Annotated in this window: 21 protein-coding genes; 9 read left to right on the top strand and 12 right to left on the bottom strand. The window is 68.7% G+C overall.

Annotated elements, in window-relative coordinates:
* Positions 1-197 precede the first annotated feature (197 nt).
* Genes EV648_RS06240 through EV648_RS06225 form a run of 4 tightly spaced genes read left to right on the top strand, consistent with a single transcriptional unit; the run spans position 198 to position 3,826 of the window.
* Complete coding sequence (locus tag EV648_RS06240) at positions 198-986, top strand: 1-acyl-sn-glycerol-3-phosphate acyltransferase (protein WP_241994929.1); 789 nt, start codon at positions 198-200, stop codon at positions 984-986.
* A gap of 8 nt (positions 987-994) precedes the next feature.
* Positions 995-1,390, top strand: coding sequence for a DUF2237 family protein (locus EV648_RS06235; RefSeq protein WP_132285991.1), 396 nt, complete (start codon positions 995-997; stop codon positions 1,388-1,390).
* Positions 1,391-1,433: 43 nt separating this feature from the next.
* Positions 1,434-2,807: a class II 3-deoxy-7-phosphoheptulonate synthase gene (locus tag EV648_RS06230; protein ID WP_132285988.1), complete on the top strand. Its 1,374-nt coding sequence runs from the start codon at positions 1,434-1,436 to the stop codon at positions 2,805-2,807.
* Positions 2,804-3,826: a low specificity L-threonine aldolase gene (locus EV648_RS06225; RefSeq protein WP_132285985.1), complete on the top strand. Its 1,023-nt coding sequence runs from the start codon at positions 2,804-2,806 to the stop codon at positions 3,824-3,826. Before EV648_RS06230 ends, EV648_RS06225 begins: the two co-directional genes overlap by 4 nt.
* 25 nt (positions 3,827-3,851) lie before the next feature.
* Here EV648_RS06225 and EV648_RS06220 read toward each other — a convergent pair whose 3' ends face one another.
* Both EV648_RS06220 and EV648_RS06215 read right to left on the bottom strand, forming a co-directional pair.
* Complete coding sequence (locus tag EV648_RS06220) at positions 3,852-4,445, bottom strand: class I SAM-dependent methyltransferase (RefSeq protein ID WP_132286720.1); 594 nt, start codon at positions 4,443-4,445, stop codon at positions 3,852-3,854.
* 265 nt (positions 4,446-4,710) lie between these two features.
* Positions 4,711-5,109: a nuclear transport factor 2 family protein gene (locus EV648_RS06215; protein ID WP_132285982.1), complete on the bottom strand. Its 399-nt coding sequence runs from the start codon at positions 5,107-5,109 to the stop codon at positions 4,711-4,713.
* 84 nt (positions 5,110-5,193) lie between these two features.
* Between EV648_RS06215 and EV648_RS06210 the strand changes: the two genes are divergently transcribed.
* Positions 5,194-5,757 (top strand): TetR/AcrR family transcriptional regulator, encoded by a 564-nt coding sequence (locus EV648_RS06210; protein WP_132285979.1) that lies wholly within the window; start codon positions 5,194-5,196, stop codon positions 5,755-5,757.
* A 685-nt stretch (positions 5,758-6,442) separates the two neighbouring features.
* Positions 6,443-7,420, top strand: coding sequence for a ribose-phosphate pyrophosphokinase (locus EV648_RS06205; RefSeq protein WP_132285976.1), 978 nt, complete (start codon positions 6,443-6,445; stop codon positions 7,418-7,420).
* 11 nt (positions 7,421-7,431) lie between these two features.
* Here the strand turns inward: EV648_RS06205 and EV648_RS06200 are convergent, their stop codons facing one another.
* Positions 7,432-8,052, bottom strand: coding sequence for a GNAT family N-acetyltransferase (locus EV648_RS06200; RefSeq protein ID WP_132285973.1), 621 nt, complete (start codon positions 8,050-8,052; stop codon positions 7,432-7,434).
* Entirely contained in the window at positions 8,049-8,138 is a 90-nt protein-coding gene (locus EV648_RS06195) for a DUF664 domain-containing protein (RefSeq protein WP_241994928.1), read from the bottom strand. Before EV648_RS06195 ends, EV648_RS06200 begins: the two co-directional genes overlap by 4 nt.
* Positions 8,139-8,245: 107 nt before the next feature.
* Between EV648_RS06195 and EV648_RS06190 the strand changes: the two genes are divergently transcribed.
* A complete protein-coding gene (locus EV648_RS06190) occupies positions 8,246-9,208 on the top strand; it encodes a YafY family protein (RefSeq protein WP_132285967.1) in 963 nt (320 codons plus the stop codon).
* Here EV648_RS06190 and EV648_RS06185 read toward each other — a convergent pair.
* Together EV648_RS06185 and EV648_RS06180 are read right to left on the bottom strand one after the other, a co-directional pair.
* Positions 9,205-10,041 carry a GNAT family N-acetyltransferase gene (locus tag EV648_RS06185; protein WP_132285964.1) on the bottom strand — a complete coding sequence of 279 codons (837 nt, stop codon included), beginning with the start codon at positions 10,039-10,041 and terminating at the stop codon, positions 9,205-9,207. The genes EV648_RS06190 and EV648_RS06185 overlap by 4 nt on opposite strands.
* A gap of 17 nt (positions 10,042-10,058) precedes the next feature.
* Entirely contained in the window at positions 10,059-13,217 is a 3,159-nt protein-coding gene (locus tag EV648_RS06180) for an amidohydrolase family protein (protein ID WP_132285961.1), read from the bottom strand.
* A gap of 137 nt (positions 13,218-13,354) precedes the next feature.
* Here EV648_RS06180 and EV648_RS06175 point away from each other — a divergent pair, with 137 nt between their 5' ends.
* Together EV648_RS06175 and EV648_RS06170 are read left to right on the top strand one after the other, a co-directional pair.
* Positions 13,355-13,882 carry a hypothetical protein gene (locus EV648_RS06175; protein WP_132285958.1) on the top strand — a complete coding sequence of 176 codons (528 nt, stop codon included), beginning with the start codon at positions 13,355-13,357 and terminating at the stop codon, positions 13,880-13,882.
* A gap of 107 nt (positions 13,883-13,989) precedes the next feature.
* On the top strand, positions 13,990-15,063 hold the full coding sequence (locus EV648_RS06170) for a glycoside hydrolase family 172 protein (protein ID WP_132285955.1): 1,074 nt from the start codon (positions 13,990-13,992) through the stop codon (positions 15,061-15,063).
* 4 nt (positions 15,064-15,067) lie between these two features.
* On the opposite strand, the gene EV648_RS06165 is transcribed toward EV648_RS06170, so the two are convergent.
* The 6 genes from EV648_RS06165 to EV648_RS06140 form a co-directional block, all read right to left on the bottom strand.
* The gene (locus tag EV648_RS06165) at positions 15,068-16,270 is read right to left on the bottom strand and encodes a glucoamylase (RefSeq protein WP_132285952.1); all 1,203 of its coding nucleotides are present in this window, start codon (positions 16,268-16,270) and stop codon (positions 15,068-15,070) included.
* A 16-nt stretch (positions 16,271-16,286) separates the two neighbouring features.
* The gene (locus EV648_RS06160) at positions 16,287-17,168 is read right to left on the bottom strand and encodes a DMT family transporter (RefSeq protein ID WP_132285949.1); all 882 of its coding nucleotides are present in this window, start codon (positions 17,166-17,168) and stop codon (positions 16,287-16,289) included.
* A gap of 29 nt (positions 17,169-17,197) precedes the next feature.
* Positions 17,198-17,386, bottom strand: coding sequence for a DUF1918 domain-containing protein (locus tag EV648_RS06155; RefSeq protein WP_132187969.1), 189 nt, complete (start codon positions 17,384-17,386; stop codon positions 17,198-17,200).
* 81 nt (positions 17,387-17,467) lie between these two features.
* Positions 17,468-19,435, bottom strand: a complete 1,968-nt coding sequence (gene pknB / locus EV648_RS06150) for a Stk1 family PASTA domain-containing Ser/Thr kinase (RefSeq protein WP_132285946.1) — start codon at positions 19,433-19,435, stop codon at positions 17,468-17,470.
* A 111-nt stretch (positions 19,436-19,546) separates the two neighbouring features.
* Positions 19,547-20,605, bottom strand: a complete 1,059-nt coding sequence (locus tag EV648_RS06145; protein WP_132285943.1) for a LysM peptidoglycan-binding domain-containing protein — start codon at positions 20,603-20,605, stop codon at positions 19,547-19,549.
* Positions 20,606-20,859: 254 nt separating this feature from the next.
* Complete coding sequence (locus tag EV648_RS06140; protein ID WP_132285940.1) at positions 20,860-21,636, bottom strand: thiazole synthase; 777 nt, start codon at positions 21,634-21,636, stop codon at positions 20,860-20,862.
* Positions 21,637-21,640: the final 4 nt, after the last annotated feature.

The raw sequence follows: 21,640 nt of genomic DNA, 5'->3' as shown, positions 1-21,640 counted from the left end.
TAGACGGTCGCGGACATCCTGAGACGCCAATGGTCGCAGCCGCGGAGCCACCCGCCCACCCCGGCGCGGGTGTCGTTCGGGTCTCGTGACCGACGTCGCACCCAGTCTGCAACCGGATGCCAACACAGAGTGCTACCCGCGTATTCCTGGCGGTGACGTTGCCCGAGGAGGAGAGTGGAACGTAGGGTGTCGGCCGAGTGACGGAGGTGAAGGCGTTGCTGTACCTGTTCCTCAGGCGGTTCTTCGTCGGACCGATTACGAAGCTCCTCTTCCGTCCCAGGGTCGAGGGGCTGGAGAACATTCCCTCGTCAGGGCCGGCCCTGCTGGTCAGCAATCACCTGGCCTTCTGCGACTCGGTGTTCCTGCCGGTCGCGGTGCCCCGGCAGATCGTCTTCCCGGCCAAGTCGGAGTACTTCACCGCGCCCGGGCTGAAGGGCCGGCTGGTGGCCACCTTCTTCCGCTCGGTCGGGCAGATCCCCATCGACCGGTCCGGCGGCCGGGCCTCGCTGGCCGCGCTGAACACCGGTCTGGAGATCCTCCAGAAGGGCGAGCTCTTCGGCATCTACCCCGAGGGCACCCGTTCACCGGACGGCCGGCTCTACAAGGGCAAGACCGGCGTCGCCCGGATGGCGATCGTGGCCGGCGTGCCGGTCATCCCGGTCGCGATGATCGACACCGAGAAGCTGAACCCGCCCGGCACGGTCTGGCCGCAGTGGCTGATCCGCGAGCCCGGCCGGCGGCTGCCGCGCCTGGTCCGCCCCGGCGTCTCGATCGGCAAGCCGCTGGACTTCTCTCGCTACGAGGGGATGGAGCGCGACCGGTTCGTGCTGCGCTCGGTCACGGACGAGATCATGTACGCGCTGATGGAGCTGTCCGGCCAGGAGTACGTCGACATGTACGCCGAGAAGGCCAAGGAGCTCATCAAGGCCGGCGAGTCCGTCGACGACCACATCAAGCCCCGCCTCGGCGACACCAAGGCCTCCTGACCGCTCCGGTGGAGACCGATCTGAACGTGCTCGGCGAGCCGTTGGAGGAGTGCGGCACCGACCCGATCACCGGGTTCTTCCGCGACGGCTGCTGCACCACCGGCCCCGAGGACCTCGGCAGCCACACGGTCTGCGCGGTGATGACCACGGAGTTCCTCGCCCACCAGAGCTCGGTCGGCAACGACCTGGTCACCCCGCGGCCCGAGTTCGGCTTCGCGGGGCTCAAGCCGGGGGACCGCTGGTGCGTGGTCGCCGCCCGCTGGCTGCAGGCGTACCACGCGGGCGCCGCCGCTCCGGTGGTCCTGGCCTCCACCCACGCCCGGTCCCTCGAAACCATCCCCCTGACGGTCCTCCGCAGCCAGGCGGTCGACGTACCCCCGGACCCCAGCTCGCTGGCTGGGTGAGACGGGAACGCAGGCGTGGGGACGGCTGGAATAGGGTTGGGCCATGCAATTTGCCACGTTGAGTGCGGGGGTCGTGCCCGGGGTTCCGAGTCTCGAGGAGCTGCGGGGGCTGAAGCCGCTGCAGCAGCCCGAGTGGCCGGACCCGGTGGCGCTGGACCAGGTGATCGGGCAGCTGAGGAAGTTGCCGCCGCTGGTCTTCGCCGGTGAGTGCGACGACCTGACCACCAAGATCGGGGCCGTCGCGCGCGGCGAGGCGTTCCTGCTGCAGGGCGGGGACTGCGCCGAGACCTTCGAAGGAGTGACCGCCGAGAACATCCGGGCCAAGCTCCGGGTGCTGCTGCAGATGGCCGTGGTACTCCAGTACGCCGCGAGCGTGCCGGTGGTGAAGGTCGGCCGGATCGCCGGTCAGTACGCGAAGCCCCGTAGCTCCGGCGAGGAGACCCGCGACGGCGTCACCCTCCCGTCGTACCGGGGTGACGCGGTCAACGGGCTGGAGTTCACCGAGGAGTCGCGGATCCCGGACCCGGAGCGGCTGCGCGGCGTCTACAACGCGGCCGCCGCCACGCTGAACCTGACCCGCGCGTTCACCACCGGTGGGTACGCCGACCTGCACCAGGTGCACGCCTGGAACACCGACTTCGTGAAGTCCTCCCCGGTCGGGCAGAAGTACGAGCAGCTGGCGGGTGAGATCGAGCGGGCGCTGGCCTTCATGCGGGCCTGCGGGGCGAACTCGGAGGAGTTCCACACCGTCGACTTCTACGCGTCGCACGAGGCGCTCATCCTCGAGTACGAGCACGCCCTGACCCGGATCGACTCCCGCACCGAGCAGCCGTACGACGTGTCCGGCCACCTGCTCTGGGTGGGGGAGCGGACCCGGCAGCTGGACGGCGCGCACGTGGAGTTCCTGGCGTCGCTGACCAACCCGCTGGGCGTGAAGATCGGCCCTACCACGACTCCGGAGTACATCCGGGAGCTGATCGACAAGCTGAACCCGAAGGGCATCGAGGGCCGGCTGACCTTCATCACCCGGATGGGCGCGGGCAAGATCCGCGACGGGCTGCCGCCGCTGCTGGAGGCCGTCCGCGACCACGGCTCGCCGATCGCCTGGGTCTGCGACCCGATGCACGGCAACACCTACGAGACCCCGAACGGCTACAAGACCCGCAACTTCGACGACGTGATCAACGAGGTGGAGGGCTTCTTCGACGTGCACGGGCAGGTCGGCACCTGGCCGGGCGGCATGCACATCGAGCTCACCGGCGACGATGTCACCGAGTGCCTCGGCGGCGGCGAGGCACTGGTCGCGGAAGATCTGGTGAACCGGTACGAGACGGCCTGCGACCCACGGCTGAACCGGCACCAGTCGCTCGAGCTCGCCTTCCTGGTGGCCGAGCGCCTCCGGAGCGCCCGGGCATGATCGACCTCCGCTCGGACACCGTCACCAAGCCCTCGGCGGGGATGCTGGCCGCGATGACCAGCGCCCCGGTCGGCGACGACGTGTACGGCGAGGACCCCACCGTCACCGAGCTCGAGAACGAGATCGCCGCGCTGCTCGGGCACGAGGCCGGGCTGTTCACGGTGACCGGCTCGCTGGCCAACATCCTCGGCGTCCGCGCCCTGGCGGCTCCGGGCACCGAGGTGCTCTGCGAGGCAAGCGCGCACATCGCCCGCGCCGAGCTGGGCGCCCACGCCGCGATCAGCGGCATCACCACCCGCACCTGGAGCGCGCCGGGCGGCCAGATCGACCTGGACCAGATCCGCGGCCTGATCGCCCCCGACCTCGGCCCGTACTTCGTGACGACGTCCGCTGTGTCCGTCGAGAACACGCACAACTTCGGCGGTGGCACGATCCAGACCTCGTACGACGCATTGGCCGACGAGCTCGACACGATCGGGCTGCCGCTCCACCTGGACGGTGCTCGGCTGTGGAACGCGTCGGTGGCGTCCGGAGTACCGCTTTCTGCCTATGCGTCTCGCGCGGCGGCTGCGAGTGTTTGCTTGTCTAAGGGGCTGGGGGCTCCTGTCGGGTCGGTGCTGGTCGGCTCTGCGGAGCTGATCAAGGAGGCCCGGGTCTGGCGGAAGCGCCTCGGGGCAGGGTGGCGGCAGGCCGGCGTACTGGCGGCCGCGGGTCTCTACGCAGTACGGAACAACGTGGAGCGCCTCGCCGAGGACCACGCCCACGCCCAGCAGATCGCCGAGCTGCTGGCAGACGCCGCGCCGGGCTCGGTCAAGCCGGACCAGGTGGAGACGAATATCGTCGTCGCCGACATCGTAACCACCGGCAAGTCAGTCGCCGAGGTCATCGAAACCGCCAAAACCCAGGGAGTCCTGATCGGCGGAGTAGACGCCACCCAACTCCGCCTGGTCACCCACCTGGACGCCTCAGCGAGCGACTGCCGCAAGGCGGCGGAAACCATCGCCCGCCTTCTCCAGTAGTCCGCCCCGGCAAGTTCCGCTGTGTCTAGATCCGGTTGATTGTCGCGAGCCAGGCTGGTGCGCCGTTGTCGTCGTGGAATCTGGTCTGGACTCGGGCTGGTTCGATGGCGGCGACATTCCAGCCAGTGCTGGGGTTGAAGGCCGTTGTCAGGTCTTCCTGGGTGACGGGGTGCGGGCCGGTGTCGAGACCTTCGTCGCTGAAGCACAGCACGTACAGGCTTCCATCGTGCTCGGTCACTGACGCGAGACTCGTTACGTATGCAGGGCGCTCGTCGCTGTTGAAGGCGTGGAACAGGCCGCAGTCCAGCACCGTCTCGAACCGGCGTCCCAAACGCTCCAAGTGGAGCGCGTCGGCCGCGGCGAACTCAGTCTCGATCCCACGGTCGTGGGCCTTCGCTCGGGCCATCGTCAATGCCGTCTCAGCGACGTCAACGCCCAGAACCGAGAATCCCAGCGAGGCGACGTGAAGGGCGTTCTCGCCGGTCCCGCAGCCCGCATCGAGCACCGTTCCGGCGAATACGCCTTGGGCTGCCAACCGCACTATTGCGGGCTGCGGCCGGTCAACATCCCAAGGTGCAGGGCCGTCCTGGTACGACGCATCCCAGGGCAGTCCCGTCATGCGTTCGTGACTGGTCGGCTGCCGACCGCCGAACGGATCGTCAGCGAGGTTTCCTGATCGCTCGGACAACCTCGCCTCCTTCCTCCAGTTGACGTCGCCTCCCCATCGTGGCACGCAGGCCGCGAGCTGAGCAGAGACGGAAGCCGACGGAGAACCGGCGTCACGTCCTGTCGAGCAAGGACCGCACGTCGGCGATGTCGTACTCGGCCACCGAAGCCAAGACCATGGCGGCGCGTATTCGTTCCGGTGTGCTCAGACCGCGCCCTCACTCCGGGAGTGGGAGCCCGCCGGGCACTTTGGTGTAGCCGAGTTGCTCGATGACGCGTCCGCCGCTCACGCGGGTTACGTTTACGCCGAGCACTGATTCTGCGTCCGTGGGTCCGAAGCGGTAGCGCCACCGGACCGTTGCCCAGGCGCCGTCGGAGAACACGTGGTCGACCTCGAAGGTGCTGGTCTCGTCGGCCATCAGCTCCGCCCAGAAGTTCACGCACGCCTCCTTTCCGACATACGCGGTGCCGTCCGGTGCCGGTTGCGCAGACACCATCAGGCACTCGTCGTGGACCAGTGCGGCCACCGCCTCGGTGTCGCGGCGCCGGAAAGCGTCGTTGAACAGGCGGATGGTTTCGGCGGTCTCAGTGGTCGAAGGAGCGTCCGGTGCAGTCATTTCGAGGATCCTCCAGGAGTAGACTGATTGGTCTACCCGGTACCATATAGACCGATCGATCTACTGGCAAGGAGAGAGCCGAGTATGAATGCGAAGGCCGAGACCGCGGGGCCTCGGGAGCGACTGCTCCTCGCTGCCGAGAATCTCCTGTACTCGCGTGGCGGCTCGGTCGGCGTGAGCGCCCTGCTGGAGGAGGCGAACGTCGCCCGTAGGTCGCTCTACGAGCACTTCGGCGGCAAGGACGGCCTGGTGGCCGCTGTTCTACGTCGTACCGCCGATGAGGATCTGGCGTGGTACGAGAGCGCTCTGGGCGACGGTGATTCGCCCCGAGGCCGGCTCCTGGCACTGTTCGACCGGCTGGACGAGCTTGTGTCGAACGCGGACTTCCGCGGCTGCCGGTACCTTGCGATCGACCTTGCCTTCGCGGATCAGGACCATCCGGCTCATGCCGAGACGGATGCGTACCGGGGGCGGATCCGTGCCCTGCTGGTCCGGGAGCTCGAGGCCCTCGGTCATGCCCGGCCCGAGCACGCTGCGGAGCAACTGCACCTGCTGATCGAGGGAACACTGGTCATGGGCGCCACCCAGAATCATCAGCACCCCGCCCGGGTCGCACGAGAACTCGCCGCGGTCGTGCTGGACGGTTGAACGTCGCGCGGTTGATGTGGATGCTTCTGAGTCGGCGTGTTGGGTGGCAATGCGCCGATTTTCAGCGTGACCGGTCGCTTGCCGACTGAACTTGCCGAAGCGCCTCCAACCAGGTCGCGAGGCCTCTCAGCTCCTTGACCTGATGGCTTCCCACGAAGATCTGTCGTTTCCTGGGTTTCGCGATCGGGACAATCGTGAAGCCGCCAAACCAGTCGACGGACGCGTCTACCGGCCGACGTGGATCGGAGGGACGCCGACGCCGCACGCCCAGACCTCCGGTCGCTTCGATAGATTGGATCTCCTGCCAGCCGAGGTGCTTCCGGCCGAGTGACACACCGGCGCCGTCGACGACCAGGACCGGTCGACCGAACAAAGTGACCCAGGCAGTGGCGCAGACGAACGAAAGCAAGAGCGGAGCGGATACCGCAGTCTCGACCGCCACCCCCATACCCCCAACCGCCGTCTGAGGCTGGGTGTTCCAGGCTCGTGTGCGGGTCATGCTAACCCCCGCATTGGCCCCCTGAAACGCACCTTCCACGGATGGCCGTGTTGCCGGCGGCGCCCTGGACGCGGCGTTCTCGACACGTCCCCTCGCGGTGCGGAGACCCGGGCCCACCTGCCGATCAGCCCACCGACTGCCGCGAGATAGGCTGCGGTTGTCGGGTCGGAGCGTTCGGGGAGAGCCGTGCGAGAGATCGTCGTGTTCAGCGGAAGTGCCCATTCCAGTCTTGCCGAGCAGATCTGTCGCGATCTCGGCGTGCGGCTGTCACCGGTGGAGATCCATCGGTTCAGCAATGACTGCTTACAGGTTCAGTTGCAGGTGAATTGCCGCCAGCGTGACGTGTACATCGTCCAGCCGCTGGTTCCGCCGACGCAGGAGCACCTGATGGAGCTGCTCCTGATGATCGATGCGGCGCGCGGTGCGTCGGCCGCACAGATCACCGCGGTGATGCCGCATTACGCCTACGCGAGATCCGACAAGAAGGACGCCTCGCGGATCTCGATCGGCGGCCGGCTCGTCGCGGATCTGCTGGTCGCGGCCGGGGTCGACCGGGTGCTGACGATGACGTTGCACGCGCCGCAGGTGCATGGGTTCTTCTCGGTGCCGGTGGACCACCTGACGGCGATCGGCGTACTGGCTGAGCACTTCCGCGGTACGGACCTCACGAACACGGTCGTGGTCAGCCCTGACCTGGGCAACGCCAAGACCGCGACCCAGTTCGCGCGGCTGCTCGGGCTGCCGGTGGCGGCAGGTAGCAAGCAGCGGTTGTCCGACGACCGGGTCGTGATCGATGCGATCGTCGGCGACGTGGCCGGCAAGCGGGCGATCATCCTGGACGACGAGATCGCCACCGGTGGGTCGATCATCGAGCTGCTCGACCGGCTGAAGGATATCGGCTGCACGCAGGCGGCGGTGGCGACCACGCACGGCCTGTTCGCGGGCAAGGCGGTCGAGCGGCTGCGGTCGCACCCGTCGATCACCGAGGTGATCAGCACCGACACCGTGCCGCGGCCGGACGGTTTCCCCGAGCTGCAGGTCAGCTCGGTCTCGGGCCTGTTCGCCGAGGCGATCAAGCGCATTCACGAGGGCGAGTCCGTCAGCGGCCTCTTCGATGGCGTCGACCCGACCCACGCGCCGCCGCAACCCAAGCTGCCCTTCTAGCCAACGCCCTTCTAGAAGTCGATCCGCATCACATGCCGTCTGAGCGTCGGATGGCTGACCTCGGTAAAGCCGGCCTCCTCGAAGACGCTGTAGCTGCCGACGTGCAGCTCGCCCCAGGTCACGTCCTTGCCCGCCTGCGGCATCATCGGGTACGCCTCCAGCGCCTTGGCGCCGCGGTCACGGGCGAAGTCGATGGTGGCCCGGGCCAGGCCGTAGGTGACTCCGCGGCGGCGGTAGCCCACCCGGGTGACGAGACACGAGACGACCCATACGGTGTCGTCCTCCTTGTCCTCGTTCCGGCCGGCCCACGGAACGCGGGTCCGCCCGAAGTACTTCGGGTACGCCGTCCGTGGCTCGACCGCGCACCAGCCGACTGGTTCGTCGTCGAGATAGGCGAGGATGCCGCTCGTCGTCCGGGCGTCGGGGTTGTCGCAGTTGGTCTGTTCGCGCAGCGAGGCGGCGCGTTCCGCGTCGGTGGTCGTCTGCCACATCCAGCCGGGCGCCTTGAACCGCTGGCAGTGGCACTGCCCGGCATCACTGGTGCCGAAGACAGCCTGCAGTTCCTCCCAGGTCGCCTCGTTCGCCGGCCTGAACGTGAGCTTGTCGTCGATCAGCTCCTGGCTGGTGGTCATCGTGGCGGTTCCTCTCCGGTCAGCCCGTCCACCGCCTCGCGGATCAGATCGGCATGGCCCGCGTGGCGCCCGTACTCCTCGATCATGTCGATCAGGAATGCGACGCAGACTCGGCGACTCGCCGGTCCACAGCGTCCTGCCTAGTATCGAACGCGGACGATTGCCTTCCGGGAATGCGGGTTTACTAGTGATCGTGGACGAGACGAGCCCCACCGCCAAGGCGTTGCTGGCGCTCGAGTTGATCCAGAACAACCCGGGCGTCACCGGCGAGCGGTTGGGCCGGCGGCTCGGGGTCACCGACAGAGCGGCCCGCCGGTACGTCGGGATCCTGCGCGAGGCGGGTATCCCGATCGAGTCCACCCCCGGCCGGTACGGCGGGTATCGTGTCGGCCGGGGGTTCCGGCTGCCGCCGCTGATGTTCTCCACGGCCGAGGCGCTCGGGTTGATGATGGCGGCGCTCGAGGGACACCACCGGGCGTCGGATCCGGCCGATCCGGCGGGGAGCGCGCTCGACAAGATCATCCGGGTCCTGCCGACCGCCGTCGCCGAATCGGCCGAGGCGATCCGTCAGTTGATCGCGAGGCCCAGAGCCGACGAGACCCCTTATCCCGACCCGGAGACCACGGCTGCGCTCGTCCAGGCGTGCGTCAACCGGCACCGGCTGCGACTCGGCTACCGGCGCGGAGACGACGACCTGACGATGGAGGTCGACCCTTGGGCCGTGTCGATCCGCCACGGCCGCTGGTATCTCCTCTGCTGGTCCCACCCGAAGAACGCCCGTCGCGTCCTACGGGTCGACCGCGTCAGCACGATCGACGTCCTGCCGGACACGTTCACCCCACCGGCAGACCTCGACCCGTTCCGGGCGATCCTGGAGCACTTCTCAGAGGGCTGGAAGTACCAGGTCGACGTCCTCATCGACGCGCCGATCACCGACGTCGAGCGATGGGTGGGCCGCAACCTCGGCCGCCTGGAGGAGGTGGACGCCACCCACACCCGCCTCCTCGGCAGCACCGACGAGCCAGACTGGTACGCCTACCGAATTGCGGGAATCCCAGTCCGCTTCCAGGTGGTCAACCCACCCGAACTCCGCGACGCCATGCACACCCTCGCGCAGAATCTCCTCCGCGCAGCCGGAACAGCGGCCGGAGGCTAGCCAAGCTCGAACGTCGTGGTCCCGAAGATGCCGTCCTGGTCGACAACCGGAGCCGGTCCCGCGTACATCCGGGCGCACTCGAAGACCGGTTCGAACCTGAGCCCCTCGACCAGCTTGATCGCCTTCCGATTGACGTCAGGAACATCGATCGCCACCTCGACACCCGAGGCGAGACCGCTCACCAGCGCCAGCGCGACCTCATCCGAAGCCGCGTAGAGCGGGCCGATCCGCATCCCCGACTCAGCCGCCCGGAGCACCCCGAAGCCCACCACGTGGCCGTCGCGCAAAGCCGCGAGCGACGTATGACCGGGCAGGCCCACCCACAGCGACAGGAACGTGTCCCGCTCAGCAGGAAAGAACCGCCGATCGTAGGCGGCCAACTCCCGGAACGGCACCGACCGCCCGTCGACTAACTCGACGTCACTGGAGCCAGCCTCGGCTGCGGGCACCCCGGCATACCGGACATGCGTCAAGGCTCGCCGGAACCCCGACTTCCGGTAGTTGTCCTGCTGGTCGACGACGCCGTCGAGGCCGACGGTCCGCCCGGCGAGCAGTTCCATCACCGCCTGCCACAGGCGGAGGCCGAAGCCCAGCCCACGCCGGTCCGGCCGGACGAGGTAGAACCCGAGGAAGCCGTAGTCCGTGCCGTACCGAACGCCAGAGCATGAGGCAACCAATTCACCGTCCAACCGGCCGACGAGGTACCCGGCGGGATCGGCCGCCGCGAAGGCCAGGACGTCGGTCTGCCCTGGGTTCCATCCCTCGTCGGCGGCCCACTGCCGCAGGGTCAAGAGGTCGGCTGTGCTCGCCGTCGAAATCCGGAGATCGCCCACTCTCTCGACCCTAGCGGTCACCCCTCACAGCAGAGTCGGTGCAGCCACTCCGGCTCGTGCCACCAGTACTCCGAATCGTGTGCGTGTGCTTGGTCGCGAGTGAGTGGAACGGGTGCTTTCGCGGCCAGGACCGCGGGAGCGGACGTGGTCTTTCCGGCGAACGGGGCAAGGAGCTCTTCGACGGTGTGGAGTCTGCCGGCGACCATCACCTGCTGTACCGCGGCCGCGTTGCGGATGTCCGCCAGCGGGTTGCCCCGCACGAACGACAGATCCGCCTGCGCCCCGGGCCGGACGACGCCGAGTTGGTCCTCGACGTTCAGCCACTTCGCCGGATTGCGAGTAGCCGTGGTGAGCGCTTCGTACGGGGTGAAGCCGCCACCCACCATCGCGCGGAGGTTGGCGTGCAGCGAGACGGCGACGTTGTCCAAGGGGGCGTCCGTGCCGGCGATCACCAGCCCACCACCTCGGTGGATCCGCAGCACCATGTCGACGTTGCCCGCGAGTTGGGTTCGGGTGGTCGCGCCGGCCGGTCCCGCGGCCGTGTCCACCTCCGTCTTGAGGGCGGTGTACTCCCACGACGGGTAGAGCGTCGTGGTCCGCGGGTCGTTGAGCAGGGACGGGTCGTCCACGTGCACCATCGTCGAGGTGAACAGCGTGGGCGTGACGGACAGTCCGGCCTTCGTGAAGAGCGTGATCACGTCGGCATAGGCCCGGCCGAGTCTGCTGACGGTGTGCGAGTAGCCGAGGCGGTTGGTGGCGCCGGTGTGCTCCATGCCATCCATGCCGAGATGCTCGGCCGGGTAGAGGTAGTGCGACGACAACTGCAGGCCGAGGCGATGCACCGCCGCGATCGCCCGGCGCTGGTACTCGATCGGCAGCCGGACGTAGGTCTTCACCAGGTCGTAGGCGAGCCCTTCGACCCGGTCGAGCTCGAGCGCGAGTTGCTCGAGGGACAGCGTCGGCCGCATGAAGTTGTAGTAGACCCGCGACCCGTCGATCGCCTCGCCGGTGGCGAAGTACCGCGGGCCGAGCAGAGACCCGTGCGAGAGCGCTTCCCGCGTCTCCTGCATCTGGTAGACGGGATCGCCGGGAGAGCGCGTACTCGTGATCCCGTAGGACAGCCAGAGGTTGCCCTGTCGGGCACCCCACGCGCGGCCCCGCAGGTGCCAGTGGTTGTGCGCGTCGATCAGCCCGGGCATCACCGTCAGCCCGGACGCATCGATGTCCGCCTTGCCGCTGTGCGGCCGGACCGCCGCGATCCTGCCTCCATCGAGTACGACGTCGACGTCCTCGCGCAGGTCCTTCGCCCGTCCATCCCAGAGTGCTCCGGCGTGAATGGTCACGTGCTGGTTCACCGACGCCCGCTGCCACTGCAGGTCGACCTTCACGGTCTTCGGCCGTGCTCCGTGCAGGTCGATACGGCGCACCTGCCCGTTGTGCAGGTAGAGCAGCGTCCGTTCGTCTTGCCAGACCGGCGAGTCCGTCACCTCGGACGTGACCGCCCTGGGCTTCCCGGTGAACCGGCCGCGCCGATCCACCGGAGCGACGTACAGGAGGCTTTCGACGACGAAGGCGAGCCACTTGCCGTCGGGGGAGAACACAGGCCCGTCGTCGCCCCGGGTGGCCAGCGACCTGAACGGCATCGGCTCGACGTACTCGAAGGCGGTGCTCGCGACGTCGACATACAGCAGTTGGCTGGTGCCTTCGCGGAAGCGCTTCGAGAACGGCTTCACCGCGGCGAGCACGATCGTGCGGCCGTCGGCCGACCAGCTCACCCGGCCCGGCTGGAACAGCGTCGGGGTGAGTTGGCGGACCTCACCCGAGCCGAGGTCGAGCACCCAGGCGATGCCGTCCTGGTCCTGGTACGCGACCTGCCGGCCGTCCGGTGAGAACCGCGGCGCGGTCTGTGCCCCGGGCAACGAGGAGAGCTTGGTATCGGCGCCGGTGGCGCGGTCGTGCAGCCACAGGTCGGCGGTACCGTCCCTATCGCTTGCGTAGAGCAACTTCTTGCCGTCCGGCGAGAAGTCCGGATCCGAGTTGAAGTAGCCGTCGGCAACGAGCTTGCGTGGTTGCCCCCGTCCACTCGTTGCCGCGAGCCACAGCGCGTTGAGCGCGCGGAACGCGAGCCACCGGCCGTCCGGCGAGACCGTCGGACTCGCGATGCCGTACACCGGGCGGCGCTTCGTCGAGTCGAGATCCCGCGGCTTCGGCCGCGGTCGTCGCGAAGTCACTGGTACTACGGCGGTGAACGCGACGACGGTGTGTGCGCCGCCGACGTGATGTTTCAGCACCTTGCCGTCCGCGGTGTAGAAGATCTCCTCGGCCGAGGACCACGAAGGCGGCACGGCGAAGACATCCTTGCCGCTGGTCACCGCGGTGCCGCCGATCACCAGATCGACAGTCGGACCGCCGAGCCGGACGTAGGCCAGTTGACCGCTGGGGGAGTAGGCCGGTCCGAAGACGGTGGTCCCAGCCTTGGCCGCAACCGCGGTACGCCGCTGGCCGGTGGTCAGGTCGAGCTCGATGATCGCGGTGGTGTCGGTGGTGAACGCGATCTTCCTGCCGTCTGGGGACACTGCCGGCTCCGCCTCCTCGGTCGGGTCGTCAGTGAGTGCGACGATCGCGCCGGTGCCGAGGTCCAGCCGGTGGATCCCGTAGCTGCCGTTGCCGCCGCGATCCGAGGAGAAGACCAGGGATCGTCCGTCCGGCGTGAAGTGCGGCTCGCGGTGGTCGTAGCGCCCGGTGGTCAGCTGGCGCAGCCCGGTGCCGTCCGGGTGGATCGACCAGAGGTGGAAGTTGCCGTCGCGGTAGGACTGGAACACGAGCTGCTGTCCGTCCGGCGACCATCGCGGCCGGGTGGCGTCCTGCAGATCGTCGGTGAGGCGCTTGGACGAGCCGCCCGCGGCGGGCGTCACCCAGATCGCGGTCACCAGGTCGAAGGCGAGCCACTTGCCGTCCGGGGAGACGGCGACCATGAGGTTGGTCCCCTCGGTCAAGGTGGCCTGCGCGGCGTTCGCAGTACCGGCTTCAGTACTGGCTTCGGTACTGCGAGGGCCGGCGGTGGCTGAGGTGACGGGCAGGGTTCCGGCGGCGGCCAGGCCGCCGGTGAGTTGGAGGGCGCGGCGTCGGGAAACGCTCCACGAATTGGGGCGCTCGATGTCGTCGTGGTGGTTCACAGTGGATCCAATCCCTAGGGGCGGTGGGACGGAGCCGAATCTGCCAGTAGCGTCGAGGCCTGTTGAGACTGTCGCGTCGGTTGGTCGGCGAACGGCTGGTTCGCTGCGACGAACGGCCGCGCTCTAAGGTCAGCGCCATGAAATCTGTGTCGCCCGGCCTCCGCGCGGGCATCGCGGGCGTGGCCTGCGTGGTGATCGCGATCGCCGCCGCACTCGCAGTCGACAGCCGACTTGACCGGCACTGGGTCCTGCGAGGGATCACCTTGCTGCTGGCGTTGGGCTGCGTCGCGGTGCTAGCTGACCGAAGTGGGCGGAAGGCCCGGCCGATCATCGGGTTCGTCGGCGTGCTGATGTTCGGCCTGGTGTTCCCGGTGACGTCGACGACCTGGTCGAGCCCGCCGGAGATCGACTTCGCGCTGTTGGTCGCCGATGACGCGACCGCCGCGGCGACCAAGGACGCCCGGAGCGTGGTGTCGGTGGAGGATGTGCGGGCCGCGGCCGAGGCGCGGGGCGGCGCGGTCGGCTCGCTCAAGACCGAGCGGACGCCCGAGGTCCGTGGCGCCGCCGCCTATCCGCTGATCGTCCGCCCGAAGAAGGACCAGGGCCGCCCGTGGGCCTGCCTCTCCTTCAGCAACGGCACCCAGGCCAAGATCCGCTCCTGCTAGCCGCTTTACTCCTTGCGTCGGAATTGCAGCCTGCGAGTTTGACCACCAGGTGAGAAATCGATTTCCAATCCACCAATCCGGCCGTCGTGGAACCTAGGCTCTCCCGCATGACTCTTGGGAACCTGTCCGGAATCAGCGCGGTCGTCGACGTCCAGACCCGCTCCATCAGCGCCGAGAACCCGACCGGGGAGCCCGGTCAGGGCGGCCGACGGACCGAGGGGACCGGTGCCCGCGCGGCGCGTGATCTCGGCCTCGGCTGGAAAGTGTCGCCTTCCATCGAGATCGCCGCGGGCGACACCGTGACCCTGGCCGACATCGCCGGCCCGGGCTGCATCAGCCACATCTGGCTGACCACCCACACCGACCACTGGCGCCGCCTGGTGCTGCGCGGCCACTGGGACGGGGACGAGGCGCCCGCGATCGAGGCACCGGTGGGCGACTTCTTCTGCTCCGGCTGGGGCCGCTTCGCGCAGGTGAACGCGCTGCCGGTCGCCGTGAACCCGAACGGCGGCTTCAACTGCTACTGGGAGATGCCGTTCCGCTCGCAGGCCCAGTTGACGCTGGAGAACACCCACGACGAGGCGGTGATCGTCTACTTCCAGGTCGACTACTGGCTCGGCGAGGTGCCCGAGGGATCGGCGTACCTGCACACGCAGTGGCGGCGGAGCAACCCGCTGCCCGCCAAGACCGTGCACACGTTGCTCGACGGTGTGGAGGGTCCCGGGCACTACGTCGGGACGTACCTCGCGTGGGGAGTGAACAGCACCGGCTGGTGGGGCGAGGGCGAGGTGAAGTTCTACCTTGATGACGACGAGGAGTTCCCGACGATCTGCGGCACCGGCACCGAGGACTACTTCGGCGGCGCCTGGAACTTCGACCTCGGCCCGGACCGCGGCGGCTACACCGAGTTCAGTACGCCGTACCTCGGCCTGCCGCAGGTGATCCGCCCGGACGGGCTGTACCAGAGCCAGCAGCGGTTCGGGATGTACCGGTTCCACCTGCCCGACCCGATCCGCTTCCGGACCAAGCTGCGGGTGGACGTCCAGGCGCTCGGCTGGCGGTCGGGTGGTCGCTACCTGCCGTTGCAGGACGACATCGCCTCGACCGCGTTCTTCTACTCCACGGCGACGAGCACGACCAGGCCGGAAGCGCCGACCCACGACGTGATGGAGATCTGCTGATTCGCTAAGGGATGGGCAGCGGGTGGTTCAAAGCGGAGGCGGTGAGGATCACCAGCGAGGTGGTCCAAGCCAGCGGGGCCTCGCCGGCGGGTGAGAGGTCGCGGTTCACCTTCTCCGGCAGGGCTCCGATGGGAGTCCGGTGCTCGTCCAGCCAGGCAAGCAACGCTTGCGCGGTACTGCGGTCGCCCCGGGCCGCCGCGCTCAACGCGAACAGCGCAGTCTGGGGCGTCCAGGCCACGCCGTCCGTGCGCCACTGCTCGCCCGGGGTGACACCGCCGTTGGGCTGGGTCAGCACCCGATGAGCGTGCTCGATCGCCGCCGTCACCGATTCACGTGGCGGCGCGAACGGTGGGCCGAGGACGGTCACGATCGCGTCTGCTCCACCTTCGAGGCCGATCGGCTCGACGCCGGGCTCGACGAAGCTCACGGCCTCGGCCGGAGTCCGCGGGTAGTCCGGCCCGAAGCGCCGATCGGTCGCCGCTGACAACCTGTCCAGCGCGTTCTGCCAGATGCTGACCTCGTTCGGGTGGCCCAGCTTGCCGGCGATCGCCACGCCGGAGCGAAGGCCGGTCAGCAGGGGAGCGATGGTGCCCAAGGTCACCTTGGACTCGGGCCGCTCCCAGTAGTCCGGCGATGCCGCCGGCAGGTCGTCCGGACCGAGCTCGGCGACGATCTGGTCGCCGGACTCCTTCACCATCGGCCAGTACTTCGTCAGATCCAGCCCGTCGGCACAGAACCACGTTGCCCAGAGCACCCATCCGGATCCGTCGAGCTGGGGTTCCCGCCCGTCCTGGAGCTCGCCGCCCTCCGGTGCGGAGTACCGGGCGCCCCACCGGCCGGCGGTCGGCCTGATCCGGTCGAGGAATCCCAGCACCCGGCCGGCCTCGGAGTACTGCTTGACCGAGCAGCGGGCGGCGGCGACGAACGACGCGTCCCGCGGCCAGACGTACCGCCAGGGTCCGTCCCAGCCGGCCAGGGTCGCGCCGTCCGGCAGAGTCAGCGCGTCCAGATCAGCCAGCGCATGCCGCACCAGGTCGTACGGCACACCGGTGGCCGGCATCTGACGCCCGGGGACGCCTTCGGCGACGAGCTGCGGTTGCGGGTTGCGCTCGAGGTTCGAGAGCGTGCCGACCGCCAGGAAGGCGAGCAGGACGGCGATCACGGCGCGCGGGAACCACTTCACCCGCCGTGCGCTGTCGTCCCGCATGTCCGGCCCTCTCCTGCTACTGGACGAGGTGCTGGACCTCGGCCTCGATCTTGCGGCGTGGGGCCAGTTCGACCAGGTACATCGCCGACATCACCAGTGCGCCGCCGATCAGCATCCTCGCGGTCACACTCTCCGATCCGAACAGTACGGCGAACCCGGAGGCGAAGACGGGTTCCATCGTCATCGCGATCGCGGCCCGGGTCGGGGTCAGGTGCGCCTGGGCCCAGGTCTGCACGATCAGCGCGAGTGCTCCGGCGATCAGCGCCATGTAGATCACCCGGAGCCAGTCGCCACCACCGCTGGGCAGGGTGAAGCCGCCCGGGAGCGCGCCGATCGCACAGACGACCGTGATCACCACCATCTGCAGGGCGGACAGGCCGAAGGCGTTCGAGGGAGTCGACCAGGCACCGAGACCGATGATGTGCAGCGCGTAGAGACCCGCGGAGGCGAGGGTGAGGAGCTCACCCGTGCCCATGCTGAAGCCGTTCAAGGACAAGACGCCCAGGCCTACCGTCGCGAGGGCCACCGCCACCCAGGCCCAGCGTCCGATCCTGTGCCTCAGAATCACCGCTGCCAGGAGCGGGGTGAACACGACGTACATGCCGGTGACGAAGCCGGAGACGCTGGCCGAGGTGTGCCGCAGGCCCTCGGTCTGGACCAGTTGCGCGATGCCGTAGGTGACGCCGAGGGCGACGCCCCGGCCGCGATCCAACCGGCTCAGCCGGGAGATCGCGGGCGGATGGATGACGATCAGGGCGATCGACGCGATCGCGAACCGCAGCGCCAGGTAGTCGGCGACGTCCATCCGCGTGAGCAGATCCTTGGTCAGGAAGAACGTCGAACCCCAAGCCGCGGCCACCGCGAGCAGGGCCAGTACGGCGATGCGGGGGTGAGTCACCCGCAAAGCTTCTCAGACACCTGACAGGATCAGGTCGTCTGGTGCTCCACCACACAGTCGGGGCCCGGGAACACCAGCGATTCATGGCCGTCCTCGAACCGGATCAGGTAGGGCGGGGCGCCGTTCTCGCCGCGGACTTCGAGTACCTCGCCGAGCCGGTCGTGGTCGCCGACCTTCCGGCCCCGGACGTGCAAGCGGTCACCGATCTCGGCATGCATCTCCGATCACCTCCAGGTCGTTCAGCCTAGGCCCGAAGTCCTCCGGCCGGTAGACACCGGGAGCCCGATCAGGAGGTCGGATCAGACGATGGTGACGATCACCGTGCTGCCGGGCTTCGCCTTCTTGCCCGCGCCCGGGTTCTGACCGGCCACCAGGTTCAGCCCTAGATGGTACGGCGCCTGCTCGACCTTCACCTGGAACCCCGCCTCGGTGAGGATCTTCTGCGCCTCCGCGAGCCCCTTGCTCCGCACGTTCGGTACCTCGCGCTCCGCCGGGCCCTTCGAGACGACCAGCCGCACCTTGTCCCTGGCGAACAACGTGCCGCTGCTCGGGGTCTGGCTGATCACCTGGCCCTCGGGGATCTTCTCGTCGGTCTGATCCGTGCGGACCACCACGAACCCGGCCTTCCTCAGCGCCCGGCTGGCTTCCTTGGCCTGATTGCCGACCGTGTTCGGCACGTCGATCGGCCGCTTGCCCAGGCTGACCCAGAGGTTGACCGCGGCACCGGGCTTCACCACCGTGTCGAACTTCGGCGTGAAGGTGACCACCCGCCCGGCCGGCACGGTCTCGTTGTAGTTCTCGGTGATCTGCCCGGTGACGAGCTTGATCGACCCGAGCGCACGCTTGGCCGCCTCCTGGTCGAGCCCCGCGAGCTGCGGCACGCGGTACCGCTCGGGGCCCTTGGAGACGGTGAGCCCGATCTCGCCTTCCTTGCGGATCCTGGCTCCTGGCTCCGGGTCGGTGCCCATCACCTGGCCCCTCGGCACGTCCTCCGAGAAGTCCTGGTTCGACAGGGTCGTGGTCAGCCCGACCTCGGCCGCCTTGGCGTTCGCCTGCGTGGCGGTCAGCCTCAGCAGTTCAGGGGTAGACGTGTAGCGGTGGACGCCGTAGTACCAGGCGGCCGAGCCGACGCCGATTGCGAGCGCCAGCACGGCGATCAGCGCGATCAGCCCGCGGCCCTTCCGCCGTCGCTGCGGCTGCGGTCGCTGCGGCGGCCCCTGGTTCAGCCGCGTCGCCGGCTGTGGCTGCTGGGGCGGCTCGAACGGTACGACGATGGTGTCGTTGCGCGGTGGATCGAAGTACCCGTTGTCGCGGGAGTAGCCGTCGTCGTACCCGTTGTCCTGGCGCATCTGCTGGATCGGCACGGTCAGGTCGCCGGTGAGCTCCGGGTCGTCCGGCAGCCCTTCCTCGAGCGCGCTGCGGACCCGGTGCACCTGGCGGCTGAACACCCGGGCGTCCGCCGGCCGCAGATCCCGGTCCCGTGCGGTAGCCCGCTGCACCAGCGCGTCGACGTACGGCGGGATGCCCGGGCAGAGCTGCGAGGGCGGCGGCACATCGGCGTGGACGTGCGCGTACGCGACCTGGATCGGGGTGTCGCCGGTGTGCGGCTTGCTGCCGGTGAGGAGCTCGTAGAGCAGGATGCCGGCCGAGTACACGTCGGAGCGGGCGTCCGCGCTGCCGTCCGTGACGAGCTCGGGCGCCAGGTAGGACACCGTGCCCATCAGGAGTCCCTGGGTGGCCGTGTTGCCGGTCGTGGTGACGGCCCGGGCGAGCCCGAAGTCGGCGACCTTCACGGTGCCGTCGTTCGAGATCAGCACGTTCTCCGGCTTGATGTCGCGGTGCACGATGCCCGCGTCGTGCGCGGCCGACAGCGCCGACAACACCGGCGCGAGCAGGGCCAGCGCCCGGGCGGGCGACAGCGGAGCCTGCTGGCGGATGACGTCACGCAGGGTGCGACCGGGCACGTACTCCATCGCGAGGAACAGCGTCCCGTTGTCGTCACCCTGGTCGAACACGGCGACGACGTTCGGGTGCGACAGCCGCGCGGCCGCCCGGGCCTCGGCCACGAACCGGCGGCCGAACTCGGCGTCGTCACCGAGGCCGAGGTGCATCACCTTGAGCGCGACGAGGCGGTCCAGCCGCATGTCCAGCGCCTCGTAAACGGTCGCCATGCCGCCCTTGGCGACGCGCGCACCCACGCGGTAGCGTCCGTCGAGCACTCGCCCGACAAGGCGGTCGCCGACCTGGGTGTCTACGTCATCCGTCACGTGCGGTGAGCCGCCTCTCGAAGCCTGTCTGCTCTGAGAGTGTAAATAAGGGGTCAGGCGGTGGCTTCGTCGCCGCGCCGGGACCACCCTCGGTCACGGTGCATCACACGCTCAGGCGGCCGGATTCCAGCCCTTCTCGAGCTGCGCCTTGAGCCGCAGCACGTTCGTCACGTAGAGCTTCGTGTCCGGGTACATTCCGTTACGGCGGACCCCGCCGAGTCCCTGGTAGTAGCCGGCCACGGCGATGTCGAGCTTGGCCGCGGCGGTCAGCCGGCTGAGCAGCACGACCCCGGCGGTCACGTTGTCCTGCGGTTTCAGCAGGTCGAGGCTGCGCCCGACGATGCTGGACGCGAACTGGCCGGTGGACGGGATCACCTGCATCGCTCCGACGGCATTGGCGGGGGAGACCACCCGCTGCTTCCAGCCGGACTCCTGCCACGAGATGGCCAACGCGAGCTCCGGGTCGACGCCGTACCGCTTCGAGGTGGAGATGATCAGCGTCCGCATCTGCCCGCGGGTCGGCAGCTTCCGCTTCTTCAGCGTGGCCCGGTTCCGGTTCGCCGCGGCGACCACGTGGTCGGCGTACGTGCGGCCCGCGAAGGTGTTGTCCTTTGACTTCTTCTTGGCCACCGGCCTCTTCGTGACCGGCTTCGGCTTGAGCTTGACCGGCACCTGCAAGGGCTTGCCCGCATAGATGTGATCGGTCGCCTTCAGCCCGTTGGCCGCCAGTAGGTTGGCTTGGGAGCACTTGTACCGCTTGGCGACCTTGCTGATCGTGTCACCCGGCTTGACCACGTAGGTGACCCGGCCGAGCTGCGAGCGCTTGGCCGTCGTCGGCTTCGCCTTGCCCTTCGATGCCTTGCCCGGAAGCCTCAGCGTCTCACCGGCAAAGATGGCGTTGCCGTTGCCGGGCAGGCTGTTCAGCGCGACCAGCGCCTTGACGGTCGTGCCGTACCGCGCGGCGATGTGGCTGAGCGTGTCACCGTTCTTCACCTTGTAGTGGCCGAAGCCCGGCGAGCCGGCGGTGATCACTCCGGCGGCGATGACCGGGACCGCGATCCCGGTCAGCACCTGGACGACGGTGCGGCGCCTACTGCGAGGTCGGCTGGGCGGTTGGTGGTCCTGGACGTCGTGCTCGGGTTCGGGCGGTCGGGCGTCCGTGTAGCTCATCATCCATCTCCCCGTGTGAACGTCCCCTGACGGTAAGTGGTGGTACAGATGTGACAACAGGGGCGCGGGGGTCAGTTGTTACGGCTGTGATCCAATGTTTACAATTCAACGCTGAACTACACGGTTGTGGTTCACAATCTCAGCGCGCTGGACGTTCGGCTGCGCGCGGAAACCGTTGAGCTGCGAGCCTTCCGGCCCAGTCATTTGCTCCCGGCAACTGGTGCCCTGGGCAACTGAGGCCGGGATGGACCGGGTCAGAACGAGGCGCGGCCCTCCAGTGGGGACGAGGCCTGGGCGGTGTGGTGACGCCGGGGGATCCGGCCGGCCAGACGAGCGTTCCGGCCGGCGGTGACGGCGTCCCGCATCGCGGCGGCCATCAGCGCGGGGCGCTCGGCCCGGGTGACAGCGCTGGCGAGGAGGACGGCGTCACAGCCGAGCTCCATCGCCAGCGCGGCATCGCTGGCGGTCCCGATCCCGGCGTCGAGCACGATCGGCACCTTGGCGGCGTCGACGATCATGCTGATGTTGTGCGGGTTGCGTATGCCCAGGCCCGAACCGATCGGCGAGCCGAGCGGCATCACCGCGACACAGCCCGCCTGCTCCAGCCGGCGGGCGAGGATCGGGTCGTCGTTCGTGTAGGCGAGGACCGAGAAGCCGTCCGCGACCAGGGTCTCCGCCGCGTCCAGGAGTTCGACCGGGTCGGGCAGCAGGGTGTGGTCGTCGGCAACGACCTCCAGCTTGATCAGGTCCGTCTCCAGGGCTTCACGGGCCAGGCGAGCCGTCAGGACGGCCTCGCCGGCGGTGAAACACCCGGCGGTGTTCGGCAGCACCGCGATGCCGTGCTTGCGCAGTACGTCGAGGACGGAACCCTGCTGGCTCGGGTCGAGCCGTCGCAGCGCCACGGTGGTGAGCTGTGTCCCGGATGCGATCAGCGCTTCCTCCAGTACTTCGAGGCTCGGCGCGCCGCCAGTTCCCATCACCAGCCGGGAGGTCAGTTCGCGTCCCGCGATCACCAGGGTGTCGTCACTCATCGAA

This window comes from Kribbella sp. VKM Ac-2568 (assembly GCF_004345365.1).
Lineage (GTDB): Bacteria > Actinomycetota > Actinomycetes > Propionibacteriales > Kribbellaceae > Kribbella > Kribbella orskensis.
Note: the sequence above shows the minus strand (reverse complement) of the source record. Positions and strands in the feature narration are given on the sequence as shown.

Coding starts and splice junctions, on each gene's coding strand:
- EV648_RS06210 (WP_132285979.1), top strand. CDS start 5,194: ATGAATGCGAAGGCCGAGACCGCGGGGCCTCGGGAGCGACTGCTCCTC.
- EV648_RS06200 (WP_132285973.1), bottom strand. CDS start 8,052: ATGACCACCAGCCAGGAGCTGATCGACGACAAGCTCACGTTCAGGCCG.
- EV648_RS06230 (WP_132285988.1), top strand. CDS start 1,434: ATGCAATTTGCCACGTTGAGTGCGGGGGTCGTGCCCGGGGTTCCGAGT.
- EV648_RS06220 (WP_132286720.1), bottom strand. CDS start 4,445: ATGACGGGACTGCCCTGGGATGCGTCGTACCAGGACGGCCCTGCACCT.
- EV648_RS06175 (WP_132285958.1), top strand. CDS start 13,355: ATGAAATCTGTGTCGCCCGGCCTCCGCGCGGGCATCGCGGGCGTGGCC.
- EV648_RS06195 (WP_241994928.1), bottom strand. CDS start 8,138: ATGATCGAGGAGTACGGGCGCCACGCGGGCCATGCCGATCTGATCCGC.
- EV648_RS06155 (WP_132187969.1), bottom strand. CDS start 17,386: ATGCATGCCGAGATCGGTGACCGCTTGCACGTCCGGGGCCGGAAGGTC.
- EV648_RS06165 (WP_132285952.1), bottom strand. CDS start 16,270: ATGCGGGACGACAGCGCACGGCGGGTGAAGTGGTTCCCGCGCGCCGTG.
- EV648_RS06225 (WP_132285985.1), top strand. CDS start 2,804: ATGATCGACCTCCGCTCGGACACCGTCACCAAGCCCTCGGCGGGGATG.
- EV648_RS06145 (WP_132285943.1), bottom strand. CDS start 20,605: ATGAGCTACACGGACGCCCGACCGCCCGAACCCGAGCACGACGTCCAG.
- EV648_RS06140 (WP_132285940.1), bottom strand. CDS start 21,636: ATGAGTGACGACACCCTGGTGATCGCGGGACGCGAACTGACCTCCCGG.
- EV648_RS06170 (WP_132285955.1), top strand. CDS start 13,990: ATGACTCTTGGGAACCTGTCCGGAATCAGCGCGGTCGTCGACGTCCAG.
- EV648_RS06215 (WP_132285982.1), bottom strand. CDS start 5,109: ATGACTGCACCGGACGCTCCTTCGACCACTGAGACCGCCGAAACCATC.